Below are 12,666 nucleotides of genomic sequence, written 5' to 3'. Positions count from 1 at the left end.
TTTTTCTTTGTTTACGATAAAAGCCTTTTAGAAAATAGGAAAAAAACCCCCCTTTTGTCATATAGCCACTCCTTTGAATTTATTGTAAAATAAAAAAGACAGAAAATTGCAAGCGTTTGCACTAGTTCGAAATAACTACCATAAGAATCACCTCACATTTTTTTAACTACTTGCGCAAACGTTTTCATAATCATCAAGAGCACTACTATTATTCTATTAATCCAATTTAAGAGGGGGAAAACATGAATGGGAAATTGGACTAAGCGTCGATTCTCAATTTTTATGACTTTAATGATGCTCATCAGTCTGTGGTCACCATTTGCACCGACAGCATCTGCAGTGGCAGATGGCAATGCCACGGTGGAATCAGCAGAGTCCAGTGATCGCACAGTACGCTTCACGTATGACCGTGAAGACCAAACGTATGACGGCTGGAATATTTGGGCTTGGAACACAGGAGTAAAGAATGATCAAATCAACTTTGACTCCTACGAAAACGGAGTGGCGGTAGCAAACATTGCCGTTGCACCTGAAACAGAGCAATTCGGCTTTGTTCTTCGCAGTACCGAGGATTGGGGTACGGCGGAGAAGGAGTTTGGCGACCGTTTTATTAAAGTGAACCAAAACGACTCCATCACCAAGGCATACATAACAAGCGGTGTCGAGGAGATCCGCATTGTACCGGATGGATCGGCTCCTGTCATCGATCAGGGAAATGCGACGTTCTATTATCGTGATAAAGAATTATTCGCAAACGATGCGATGGATACGATTGAAAAGGTAGAGTTGAAGTACAACGGGGAAACGAGAGAAATGACGTATGAACCGGAGAATGAGAGATTCGTACTTGCCTACGACAACATTCCAAACGGGAAAAACCCGTACTCCTTTTTAGTAACGAAGGATGGTGAAACGACAGAAGTTAGTGACCCTTACAATACAGTGGACGGGGAATCGTTTCTTGATTTCCAAAAAGCGGATCTGACGGTTACGGGTTCAGTGTCACCAACTGCCGTGGACTATAATGAAAACGCTGTCTTATCTGTTGATGTCGATGGACTGACAGAGGATGTGAGAATCCAAAAGATCACGGCGGATGTTTCTTCACTGGGAGGATCAAAGAAACTTGAAATCGATCCTTCATTAAAAGAAGTGACATTAGCTGTCAATGATGACATAACGGCAGGAACAAAATCGATTCCTCTGACCGTAGTGGATTCTTACGGGAACTATTATGAGGGAACGGCTGAAATCGAAGTGAAGGCAAGACAGTCTGTCGGTGATTCGGATCTCGATTGGGATGAATCTATCATTTATTTCATGCTGACGGACCGGTTCTTCAATGGGGATACATCGAATGATGATCCTTACAATCTGAATTATGATAAAAGCAAACGCGGTACGTATCAAGGTGGAGATTTTAAAGGGATCACGGAGAAGCTTGATTACCTGGATAACCTTGGTGTGAATACGATCTGGATCAGTCCGGTCGTGGAAAACATCAAGTATGATGTCCGTTCCGTTGAAACAAACGGAGAATCGGATCAGCCTTATTTTGGTTACCATGGTTACTGGGCAAGTAACTTCGGTGAGCTGAATCCTCACTTTGGATCCATGGAGGAGTTCCATACCTTAATTGATGAAGCACATGACCGGGGTATTAAAATTATGGTCGATGTGGTCTTGAATCATACGGGATATGGATTGAAAGAAATCAATGGAGAACTTGCTGAGGAGCAGCGTCCTGCCGGTTATCCGACGGATGCAGAAAGAGACAAGTACAGCGACATCGTTCGTCAAGGTACCGATGTCGGCGATGATGAAGTGGTCGGAGAACTAGCAGGACTTCCAGACGTCATCACGGAAAATCCAGAAGTTCGCCAACAAATCATCGATTGGCAAACGGATTGGATTGAAAAAGCGACAACTGCAAAAGGGAATACGATCGACTATTTCCGCGTCGACACTGTGAAGCACGTGGAAGATACGACATGGATGGCCTTTAAAAACGCCATCACGGAAAAAATGCCTAAGCACAAAATGATTGGTGAAGCGTGGGGAGCCAGCGCAGATAACCAGTTAGGGTATCTTGATACTGGAATGATGGACTCCCTTCTGGACTTTGGTTTCAAAGGAATCGCCCGTGAATTTGTGGACGGCGACCTGAAAGCAGCCAATGATAAACTGACGGCACGAAACGGAAAGATCGATAACACGGCAACACTCGGTCAATTTTTAGGAAGTCATGATGAAGACGGATTCCTGCATTCGTTAGGCGGAGATGAAGGCAAGCTGAAAGTGGCGGCTTCTCTTCAGGCAACGTCGAAAGGACAGCCGGTCATTTATTACGGTGAAGAGCTTGGGCAAAGCGGGGCGAATAATTATCCGGAATATGATAACCGCTATGATTTTGCCTGGGATGATGTAGAAAATAATGACGTGTTGGAGCACTATACGAAGATTTTAAACTTTAGAGGGGCGCATTCCGATGTGTTCGCTAAAGGGGAGAGGAAAACTGTCGGTGGTTCGAATAGCGATAAATTCCTCGTTTTCTCTCGTGACTATAAAGAGGATTCCGTATACGTTGGTTTGAACGTGGCGGACGAAGCGAAAGAAATTACGTTGACAGTGGATTCTCCGGATGCAGTCGTGACGAATGCGTATTCCGGGGAAGCATTCAATGCTGACGGAGGAAATGAAATTACGTTGACACTTCCTTCTAAAGCAGAAGGCGGTACTGCGTTGTTGACCGTTGAAGGCGGTAAGGTTACAGGTGCTGAAGCAGGGTCAGGTTCAGGGGGAGAAGATCCTGAAGTAGAGCCTGTTCCGGAAAACAACATCCGCATTCACTACAACCGTACCGATGGAAACTACGAAAACTTCGGTGCATGGCTATGGAATGATGTGGAATCACCATCGGCTAATTGGCCAACAGGTGCTACTATGTTCGAAAAGACCGACAGCTACGGTGCGTACATTGATGTACCACTTGCTGAAGGAGCGAAAAATATCGGCTTCCTGGTGATGGATATAACCAAAGGGGATGCCGGTAAAGATGGTGGAGATAAAGGATTTACCATTCCTTCACCGGAGGTAAACGAGATTTGGATCCAACAAGGTTCTGATAAGGTGTATACGTATGAGCCGGTTGATCTGCCGGAGAACACGGTGCGTATTCATTATGAGCGTGAAGACGGGAATTATGAGAACTACGGTGTCTGGAATTGGGGAGATGTCGCGGCTCCATCGGATAACTGGCCGACAGGTGCGGCTGATTTAGCGGGTAAAGACCGTTATGGTGCTTATGTAGACATCCCGTTAAACGAAAATGCGAAAGAAATCGGCTTCCTTATGCTGGATGAGTCGAAAGGCGATGCCGGTAAGGATGGGGGCAACAAAACGTTCAATCTGTTAGATAAATATAATCACTTATGGGTGAAGCAGGGTGACGATACCGTCTACATTTCTCCACACGGGGATGTCGCAACAGGACTGATTTCTTCCGAGGTCACTTCTGACGATACGATCCGTCTGAACTTCACGATGACAGATGGTTTGACAGAAGAAGCGTTATTGTCAGGTTTAGCCATCAAAGACAGCGCTGGATCCGACGTGACAGTGGAAAGTGCTGAAATCACCGGAGACAAAACAGTGGAAGTAAAAGCTGATTTTGACCTGGGAAAACTGCCGTTATCCATCACCTACTCAGGCAGAACCGTTAAAGCGGCAGCTGGTTGGAGACTGATTGATAACAAGTATGCCTACGATGGTGACGATCTCGGTGCCACTTATAAAAAAGGAAACGCGACCTTAAAACTATGGGCACCGAAAGCAAGCAAGGTCGTCGCGAACTTCTTTGATAAAAAAGATGCTGCGAAACCGATCGGCAGTGTGGAACTGACCCTTGGTGAAAAAGGCGTCTGGTCAACAGACGTGAAAGCGAAAGACTTAAAGGTGAAAGATCTGAAGGGTTACTACTATCAATATGAAGTAACCAACGACGGCGTAACGAAAAAAGTATTGGATCCTTACGCCAAATCTATGGCTGCTTTTACAGTGACCACAGAGGGTGAAGCGGGACCTGACGGCGATAACGTCGGAAAAGCGGCGATCGTCGATTTAAAAGGAACCGATCCCAAGAAATTCAGCCATGCTTCCATTGATGGCTATGAAAAACGTGAAGACGCGGTCATTTATGAGGTTCACGTCCGTGACTTTACGTCCGACCCTTCGATTGAAAAAGATTTGAAGAAGGAAAGATGGGGCACCTATGACGCCTTCATCAAAAAGCTTGATTATATCAAGTCGATGGGAGTGACACACGTCCAACTGCTTCCGATCATGGCCTGGTACTACGGCGATGAAACGAATATGGGCGAACGTGAGCTTGAGTATTCAGCGGGAGGCAATGAGTACAACTGGGGCTATGACCCACACAGCTACTTCTCCCCGGATGGTGCGTATTCACAGGATGCCACTGATCCGCAATTACGAATCGAAGAAACAAAACGATTGATCGACGCCATTCATGATAAGGGTATGGGGGTCGTCCTCGACGTCGTCTACACGCATATGGCGAAAACAAGCACTCTGAACGATATCGTGCCTAACTACTATGCGTTCCAGGATGACAAAGGAAACTTCCTTGGAGGGTTCGGGAACAACCTGGCAACCAACCATACCATGGCTGAAAAATTGATGGTCGACTCAGTGAAATACTGGTTCGACGAATACAAGATCGATGGCATGCGCTTCGATATGATGGGTGACGCAACGTATCCATCCATCCAAAAAGCCTATGACGCTGCGGCTGAAATCAACCCGGATGCATTGTTCATCGGTGAAGGCTGGAGAACATTTGCCGGACACCTATCCGATCCTTCCCTTGAAGGAATGGGTGCCGACCAGGATTGGATGGACAAAACCGACGACGTGGGAGTCTTCTCCGACGAAATCCGAAATGAACTGAAGTCCGGATTCGGTTCAGAAGGAGAGCCGAGATTCCTGACAGGCGGCGCACGCGACATCAGCACGATTTTCAACAACATCAAAGGGCAGCCAGGCAACACGGCAGACGACGACCCGGGCGACATGGTCCAATACATCGCAGCACATGACAACCTGCCGTTATACGACGTCATTGCCCAATCGATCAAAAAGGACCCGGCCATTCCGGAAAACAACCTGGAGATTCACAAGCGCATTCGACTTGGTAACTCCATGATTCTGACATCACAAGGAACGGCCTTTATCCACGCAGGCCAGGAATATGGAAGAACGAAGCAATGGCTTGGTGAAGGCGTACCGGAACAGAAATATCATGAGCTGGAGGATGAGAATGGAGACCCATTCGGTTACTTCATCCACGACTCATACGACTCATCAGACGCCATCAACAAGTTTGACTGGGAAAAAGCAACGAACAAGAAGAAGTATGGAATCAATACAACGACGAGAGAATATACTGAAGGTTTGATTGAGCTAAGAAGATCAACCAACGCTTTCCGTTTAGGTGAGCAAGAGCTGGTCGATCAGAATGTATCGCTGCTTGATTTACCTGAAATTGCTGCTACAGACTTAATGCTTGCCTACAAGAATGTATCCACGGATGGTACGGGTGAGTATTACGTATTCGTCAATGCGGATAGCGAAGCACGTACCCTATCAATAGGAGACTATGACTTCTCGAAAGGCAAGGTTGTAGTAGACAACGACGAAGCGGGAACCAAGCCGGTTTCCAAGAAGTCCGGATTTACATTGACGGAAGATACGTTGACTTTGGATCCTTTGACCACTGTTGTGATTAAGGTGGAGGAGAAGGGGAAGAAAAAGAAGCAATAGACTTGACCACTGAGGATCTATAGCAACATACAAAATCATAAAACCTCAACCCTGGTAAAAAGGGTTGAGGTTTTGTTTGGTATTGAGACTATTGATAGAGTGAGGAAGTATCAAGTAGATTTCGTTTTTTAAACAAACGTTTGATTAATTGCTAAAACCTTATGAGGACAGACAAGAAATCAACTAAACAAACGCTTGTTTAAGAGTATTGAAGTTTTTAAGCTACCAAATCCGTGTAAGTGGGTGTTTTTTAGATGGAAACTGTTTGGACGAGGGCGATCTTACCGATCCAATTCCTAATCTGTTATTTCAACATTATGTTCTTCAGCCAATTTTTCAAGTTCATTTGTAAAGCTTCTTATACCTGCTCTTCCTTCAGCTAACATTTTATTCGCATCCGCGACCATGTCATAGTCTTGCTGATCGATTGCAGCAAGTATTTTGATCATAGCGTTATTTTGAATATTCACAGCTTCTATATAGCTTTCGTGTAACTCTTGCACCTCTGATGTTTTCGGGTTTACTGCTTCAAGTTGTTCAATAAAATCCCGGTACATGGGTACGACTACTTCTTCGATGTGAATATAGGTGGTCAAATCATCCACATAGTTGTTGCCTGTCACACTGTCATACTCTGCAATAGCGTCTTCCTCCAATACAGCCAATGGCTTCATATCTTCATTGATGTAGTTCAGTAAATCATCCTGTACTGGATCGCTGCACCCTGATAACATCGCTAAAAGGACAAACCCTATTAGAAAAATGTTTAACCTCATCCTTTATCCTCCTCTCCTATCATGTACTTGCCAGAATGAGTCGATAAGTAACTTCACCCTTGAATGTATGAGTAAATAGGCCTGTGCTATTCCTTTAATTTACATATCGTAAACAAAGGGTTGCTAAAAGTATTCTTTTAGATGAAAGGTTGGAATAAGGAATTTACAACAAAAAATATGTATTATGTAGGTATCATTTGGAGGGCTTTTAGTGGAATTGGAATGAGAGGCTGGGTCACATCGCATGTTTAGGGACGGGCGAGAATTCAGACACAATGCTTTACATACAATGGTCACTGTTGTTCTTAATAAAGAATTAAATTCTAGTTTATGAAGTTGAATTGTATTACAATGGAATTAGTCGTTCTTTAAAAAGAATGGCTAATTCTTAATAATATGAATAGGAGAATTTACCATGAGGCTACTACTCCTTTACATCGCAATACTAAACCTCCTAGATACATCTCTGACCATGTATGGCTTACATTTCGATTACATAACAGAAGCCAATCCTCTTATGAGTAATCTCTACTTCACCAATCCCTGGTTATTTCTACTATTGAAAGGTGGACTTTCAGTAACCTTATTTATTCTTCTTTATAGACTCAAACCGGATAAAAGGTCTTCCAATGTTCTATTCAGTGTTTCAGTCATTGCGGCAGTCTCCTATAGTTTCATCTGTTTGATGCATGGTTATTGGCTAATGGAGATTATCTGAACTGTAGTGAGATAAGTGGATGAGTGATGAAGCACCTTATTCAAATAGGTATAATGTAAACTTTCTTTATCTACTTTCTTTATAAAGAGGGGGAGGGACAAGAGGGCAGATTACTTCCCGCTAAATAATGATCTTGAACAATGGACCTGTCTTTATGACCCACATTTACACTTCCTTTGTTTCTCCAAACCCTAGAATCGTAACTTCAACATCACTATTCTTCATTACCTCCTTTAATTCCTCATCCTGCCCCATCATATACTGGATCACCGGAAAACCTTCTACTAATTCCGCCATCATTTCCGGGCTGGCAGCATCCATTACTTTAGGGAAGGTATGGCAGGGGATAACTTTCTTTACATTTAATAGATGAGTTAGTGCGTATGCTGCTTCTTTTACCCCCATGACGAATTGGCCGGAGCATGAAAGAATGGCAACGGACGGTTGATAGATGTCTTGGATGATCTTCATGTCGGCCATCACATCGGTGTCTCCGGAAATGTACACAACCTGTTCTCCAAAAACATTTAATATATATCCACACGGTAGTCCTACCAGTCCTGGAACTCCTTGTGTTTCACCGAAAGAAGAGGTGTGGACTGCGTTTACCATCGTTACTTCAAAATTATTTTCCCTATACGTTCCACCATAGTTTAATGGAAAGACGTTATATCCTTCAGACATTAATTTCAATGCAAGCTCATATTGAGCAACGACCAGTGCGTCGGGTTTATACTTCTTAACTTCATCCAGCCCTGAAACATGATCAAAATGACCATGTGTGAGAAAAACCACATCTATCTGTTTTAAATAGTCCTCTTGAACAAATTCTCTTGGACAAGCGGGATTCTGTTTTAAAAAAGGATCTACCATAATGTTCTTTCCGGTACTCGTTTTAATGACAAAACATGAATGACCTAAGCGGGTTATATTCATAAAAAACTCCTTTGTTATCTTATTTTCATTTCCTATATCTATGTGAGTGTGAAGGAGATAGAACTGTTTTTTAGTGAGGAAAAGGAAAGAGATAATTGTTAGTGTATTAACCTTCACTATATGAGACGGGGGTTCTATAATCTTTCTTATGGAATAGAAGTCAACAGTACATTTGGGGAAATTATTAAATTAACTATTGACACTAGTGTCGCATGAATTTTGACTGAATTTTCTGTTTTTCACTTTCTGCTTATTAGAATAAAAACGAAGATACCTAAGCAGAGGTAGTGAACATCCATTTTTTTACTATAACCTTTGGCGAGGGCAACAGAAACGTGAAAACCTTTACGGAACAGCTTTCCCTGAGATTTTCCGAATCCAGATATGTGCTGATTTCCAAGGTGCTGCTTTCAACCACCGACTGATCTGCAAGTAGCTGCGTGCACTATTTGTGTTGAGCTGAGCCAGTACATTTAAACAATAGACGATCATCGCGATGTACACTTGATTATGTACGGATTGTTCGCTCTGCCCTTAAAATTTTTTGATGTTTAAATGCTGTTTCATCCATTTGAAAAATAGCTCGATTGCCCAACGAGATTTGTACAGTTCAGCGATTTCATCTGCGCTTAGATCGAAACGATTTGTAATCAGATGCAGCTCATTCCCTTTTGAATCCAAGACATTAATGAGACGAAATGCATTCTCAGCACGATTTTGGGTGGTGCCAATCAAAGTCATTTCATCTGATAAAACAGCGGAATCTTCAGGGAGCTCAAACGACTCTAACACACGTGTAAACGCATTTTTGCGCAAGCGTGAGACAAAGAAAAATCCGTCATCAGTCATGCGATCAAATCGGTCATAATCCAAGTAACCACGGTCAAACACATACATGCACTCTTTATCATCAACGAGCACCTCAAGTTGGCCACGATCATGTTCTTTTGCGTTTGTCAGCACGGCTTTATCCGGATACGAACAACCTTTTTCTAAGTACACAAGGCGCAAGTGAAGCTTAATGCCCGATTTCGTTTTCCGAAAATCAGCCCACTTATGATTGTTCAAATTCAATGGCAACGTGCTCGAGTCAATGATTTTCAACGGTGTCATGGTCTTTCGTCGTTGTTCAAAGTGCGTTTTTTCGTGAATTTGTGCCACCAAGTCCAGAAAAATCTCTTGAAAAACGTGTGTAGGAACTTGATGTAATCGACGTCCTAATTGAGAAAAGCTAATCGATTTTAAATTCGTGGTTTTTTGTAATTCATCTGAAAACAATGTATCACTGACTGCACGCATACTTTCCGTTTCGTTCAGTTGCGCAAACAGTAGTAACTTCAGAAATGAGACAATGTATAGCTTCTTGGTATAGTAATTTAATTGATGGTGTTCAGCCAGTTCCTCTAATTTTGAGGGTGGAATTGGTGAAAACCATTGTTCAAATGATGTTTTTCGTGTAAACTTATCCATGAGATTGTCCTTTATTTTGGATTTGGAAGGTTTACTACCGTCCTACCATTATAAAGGCTTTTTTTATACCTGGATTATAATTTAGAAAATTCAGTTTTATTAATAGTGCAAAATTATTTTAATGCGACGCTAGTGAACTATTGATATAAACTTAAATAATATGGTATATTCTTTTTCGGCTTACAAAAATGTTAAGATGCGTAAGTTGAAAAAATATCTCTTTTTATCGTGATTTAGAAGTTGACTTCTGCGAAATTAGTTGATATAGTTATACATGTCCTTAAGCGGGACGCTTAGAAAATAAGGCCCATTGGTCAAGCGGTTAAGACACCGCCCTTTCACGGCGGTAACACGGGTTCGAATCCCGTATGGGTCACCAAAGTTTTTTGCGAAGCAAAGTAAATCTATATGGAGGATTAGCTCAGCTGGGAGAGCATCTGCCTTACAAGCAGAGGGTCGGCGGTTCGATCCCGTCATCCTCCACCAAGTTTTTTTACGCAAGTAAAATAAACAAAAGATTTTTGCGGAAGCAAAATATCTCTTCTTGAATTCCCTATATGAAAACAATTTTTCATTAAGTAGTCTTCATCAAAAATTAAACACGCCGGTGTAGCTCAACTGGTAGAGCAACTGACTTGTAATCAGTAGGTTGGAGGTTCAAGTCCTCTTGCCGGCACCATTTGGTTTCCTGTTATAGGATGAGCCATTAGCTCAGTTGGTAGAGCATCTGACTTTTAATCAGAGGGTCGAAGGTTCGAATCCTTCATGGCTCACCAAAGATTTTTGCGTCAGCAAAATATCTTACCATAGGGTTTTCGTTATTACGAAAATCATCTATTACATGCGGGTGTGGCGGAATTGGCAGACGCACCAGACTTAGGATCTGGCGCCGCAAGGCGTGGGGGTTCAAGTCCCTTCACCCGCACCAATACTAGCGCGGAAGTAGTTCAGTGGTAGAACACCACCTTGCCAAGGTGGGGGTCGCGGGTTCGAATCCCGTCTTCCGCTCCAGACTAGCCGGGGTGGCGGAACTGGCAGACGCACAGGACTTAAAATCCTGCGGTAGGTGACTACCGTACCGGTTCGATTCCGGTCCTCGGCACCAAAGATTTTTGCGTCAGCAAAATATCTTACCTTAAGGTGCTACAGTGAAATATCTATAAATCCAACATACATTTAGCGCCCGTAGCTCAATTGGATAGAGCGTTTGACTACGGATCAAAAGGTTAGGGGTTCGACTCCTCTCGGGCGCGCCATATATCGGGAAGTAGCTCAGCTTGGTAGAGCACTTGGTTTGGGACCAAGGGGTCGCAGGTTCGAATCCTGTCTTCCCGACCACTTCTTTTGGGGCCTTAGCTCAGCTGGGAGAGCGCCTGCTTTGCACGCAGGAGGTCAGCGGTTCGATCCCGCTAGGCTCCACCAAGTTTGTTTCACTAAAGTAAAATAAACTTCATTGATTTTCGCTCATGCAAAAATCAAATACAATAGTAAAACTTTCGTGGCGGTGTAGCTCAGCTGGCTAGAGCGTACGGTTCATACCCGTGAGGTCGGGGGTTCGATCCCCTCCGCCGCTATTACTTAATACATAACATGCAATTTAAATTTATAAGGACCCTTAGCTCAGTTGGTTAGAGCAGACGGCTCATAACCGTCCGGTCGTAGGTTCGAGTCCTACAGGGTCCATTATACGGAGGAATACCCAAGTCCGGCTGAAGGGATCGGTCTTGAAAACCGACAGGGGTGTAACAGCCCGCGGGGGTTCGAATCCCCCTTCCTCCTCCATATTTACTTTAATGGAAAATTTCATTTTTATCGTCGCGGGGTGGAGCAGTTCGGTAGCTCGTCGGGCTCATAACCCGAAGGTCGCAGGTTCAAATCCTGTCCCCGCAATACCATTTTTGGCTTGTTTTATAAGAGTTATCGCTAATCTTTCATGAGTCACGCATGGATAGTTATTTTCACTGTCGCAGAATTGAAACCTATTTTGCTGGCGCAAAAAGCTTTGGTCCGGTAGTTCAGTTGGTTAGAATGCCTGCCTGTCACGCAGGAGGTCGCGGGTTCGAGTCCCGTCCGGACCGCCATTTATTTCTTTTAATGTTCAATTTGATAATTTCATCTTCTATATAATATGGCTCAGTAGCTCAGTTGGTAGAGCAATGGACTGAAAATCCATGTGTCGGCGGTTCGATTCCGTCCTGAGCCACCATTTATACTTAAGAACCTTTAAGTATTTCTTTTATTTGGAGGGGTAGCGAAGTGGCTAAACGCGGCGGACTGTAAATCCGCTCCTTCGGGTTCGGCAGTTCGAATCTGCCCCCCTCCACCAAGATTTTTTACGAAGCGTCAGCGAAGTAAAATAATATTCCTTAAACTTTGCGAAGCATGAGGGTCTTCTGAAAACTAATTATATTTCTTAGGGGCATAGTTTAACGGTAGAACGAAGGTCTCCAAAACCTTTGGTGTGGGTTCGATTCCTACTGCCCCTGCCAAAGAAATTTATAACATGGCGATTGTGGCGAAGTGGTTAACGCACCTGATTGTGGTTCAGGCATTCGTGGGTTCGATTCCCATCAGTCGCCCTTTATATTGGGCTATAGCCAAGCGGTAAGGCATCGCACTTTGACTGCGACATGCGTTGGTTCGAATCCAGCTAGCCCAGCCAACGGCGGCATAGCCAAGTGGTAAGGCAGAGGTCTGCAAAACCTTTATCACCGGTTCAAATCCGGTTGCCGCCTCCAATTTATTCATGCGGGTGTAGTTTAGTGGTAAAACCTCAGCCTTCCAAGCTGATGATGAGGGTTCGATTCCCTTCACCCGCTCCAATTCTTAATGGGCCTATAGCTCAGCTGGTTAGAGCGCACGCCTGATAAGCGTGAGGTCGGTGGTTCGAGTCCACTTAGGCCCACCATTTCATTATTCCGCAGT

The 12,666-nt window shown here is 43.7% G+C and carries 4 protein-coding genes, 23 tRNA genes and 1 pseudogene; 25 read left to right on the top strand and 3 right to left on the bottom strand.

What is annotated here, in order from left to right; translation table 11 throughout:
- The first annotated feature begins 246 nt into the window (after positions 1-246).
- The gene (locus DET59_RS15545) at positions 247-5,841 is read left to right on the top strand and encodes a pullulanase (protein ID WP_113970535.1); all 5,595 of its coding nucleotides are present in this window, start codon (positions 247-249) and stop codon (positions 5,839-5,841) included.
- A gap of 296 nt (positions 5,842-6,137) precedes the next feature.
- Here the strand turns inward: DET59_RS15545 and DET59_RS15540 are convergent, their stop codons facing one another.
- Positions 6,138-6,617 carry a hypothetical protein gene (locus tag DET59_RS15540; RefSeq protein ID WP_113970534.1) on the bottom strand — a complete coding sequence of 160 codons (480 nt, stop codon included), beginning with the start codon at positions 6,615-6,617 and terminating at the stop codon, positions 6,138-6,140.
- Between the two features lie 415 nt (positions 6,618-7,032).
- On the opposite strand from DET59_RS15540, the gene DET59_RS15535 reads away from it, so the two are divergent.
- Positions 7,033-7,335 (top strand): DUF5658 family protein, encoded by a 303-nt coding sequence (locus tag DET59_RS15535; protein WP_113970533.1) that lies wholly within the window; start codon positions 7,033-7,035, stop codon positions 7,333-7,335.
- A gap of 165 nt (positions 7,336-7,500) precedes the next feature.
- Here DET59_RS15535 and DET59_RS15530 read toward each other — a convergent pair whose 3' ends face one another.
- Positions 7,501-8,271, bottom strand: coding sequence for a metal-dependent hydrolase (locus DET59_RS15530; RefSeq protein ID WP_113970532.1), 771 nt, complete (start codon positions 8,269-8,271; stop codon positions 7,501-7,503).
- A gap of 345 nt (positions 8,272-8,616) precedes the next feature.
- Positions 8,617-9,741, bottom strand: a pseudogene (locus tag DET59_RS15525) (IS4 family transposase).
- Between the two features lie 304 nt (positions 9,742-10,045).
- Here DET59_RS15525 and DET59_RS15520 point away from each other — a divergent pair.
- The 23 genes from DET59_RS15520 (at position 10,046) to DET59_RS15410 (ending at position 12,649) form a co-directional block, all read left to right on the top strand.
- Positions 10,046-10,120, top strand: a tRNA-Glu gene (locus DET59_RS15520).
- A gap of 31 nt (positions 10,121-10,151) precedes the next feature.
- A tRNA-Val gene (locus tag DET59_RS15515) sits at positions 10,152-10,227 on the top strand.
- Between the two features lie 117 nt (positions 10,228-10,344).
- A tRNA-Thr gene (locus tag DET59_RS15510) sits at positions 10,345-10,420 on the top strand.
- A 21-nt stretch (positions 10,421-10,441) separates the two neighbouring features.
- Positions 10,442-10,517 (top strand) — tRNA-Lys (locus DET59_RS15505).
- 67 nt (positions 10,518-10,584) lie between these two features.
- Positions 10,585-10,669, top strand: a tRNA-Leu gene (locus DET59_RS15500).
- A gap of 8 nt (positions 10,670-10,677) precedes the next feature.
- Positions 10,678-10,752, top strand: a tRNA-Gly gene (locus tag DET59_RS15495).
- Between the two features lie 5 nt (positions 10,753-10,757).
- Positions 10,758-10,846 (top strand) — tRNA-Leu (locus tag DET59_RS15490).
- A gap of 74 nt (positions 10,847-10,920) precedes the next feature.
- Positions 10,921-10,997 (top strand) — tRNA-Arg (locus DET59_RS15485).
- 5 nt (positions 10,998-11,002) lie between these two features.
- Positions 11,003-11,079 (top strand) — tRNA-Pro (locus DET59_RS15480).
- Positions 11,080-11,087: 8 nt separating this feature from the next.
- Positions 11,088-11,163, top strand: a tRNA-Ala gene (locus tag DET59_RS15475).
- Positions 11,164-11,241: 78 nt separating this feature from the next.
- A tRNA-Met gene (locus tag DET59_RS15470) sits at positions 11,242-11,315 on the top strand.
- Between the two features lie 35 nt (positions 11,316-11,350).
- A tRNA-Ile gene (locus tag DET59_RS15465) sits at positions 11,351-11,424 on the top strand.
- A 6-nt stretch (positions 11,425-11,430) separates the two neighbouring features.
- Positions 11,431-11,523 (top strand) — tRNA-Ser (locus tag DET59_RS15460).
- Positions 11,524-11,557: 34 nt separating this feature from the next.
- Positions 11,558-11,631: transfer RNA gene (locus tag DET59_RS15455), tRNA-Met, on the top strand.
- Positions 11,632-11,745: 114 nt separating this feature from the next.
- Positions 11,746-11,822: transfer RNA gene (locus DET59_RS15450), tRNA-Asp, on the top strand.
- 49 nt (positions 11,823-11,871) lie between these two features.
- Positions 11,872-11,947, top strand: a tRNA-Phe gene (locus tag DET59_RS15445).
- A 36-nt stretch (positions 11,948-11,983) separates the two neighbouring features.
- Positions 11,984-12,067: transfer RNA gene (locus tag DET59_RS15440), tRNA-Tyr, on the top strand.
- A gap of 89 nt (positions 12,068-12,156) precedes the next feature.
- Positions 12,157-12,230 (top strand) — tRNA-Trp (locus DET59_RS15435).
- Positions 12,231-12,247: 17 nt separating this feature from the next.
- Positions 12,248-12,320 (top strand) — tRNA-His (locus DET59_RS15430).
- 8 nt (positions 12,321-12,328) lie between these two features.
- Positions 12,329-12,403, top strand: a tRNA-Gln gene (locus DET59_RS15425).
- Between the two features lie 2 nt (positions 12,404-12,405).
- A tRNA-Cys gene (locus DET59_RS15420) sits at positions 12,406-12,479 on the top strand.
- Between the two features lie 10 nt (positions 12,480-12,489).
- Positions 12,490-12,563, top strand: a tRNA-Gly gene (locus tag DET59_RS15415).
- Between the two features lie 9 nt (positions 12,564-12,572).
- A tRNA-Ile gene (locus DET59_RS15410) sits at positions 12,573-12,649 on the top strand.
- Positions 12,650-12,666 lie beyond the last annotated feature (17 nt).

The organism is Rossellomorea aquimaris (genome assembly GCF_003315075.1).
Taxonomy (GTDB): Bacteria; Bacillota; Bacilli; order Bacillales; family Bacillaceae_B; genus Rossellomorea; species Rossellomorea aquimaris_C.
The sequence above is the reverse complement of the archived record's forward strand: the minus strand, read 5'-3'. Positions and strand labels throughout refer to the sequence as shown.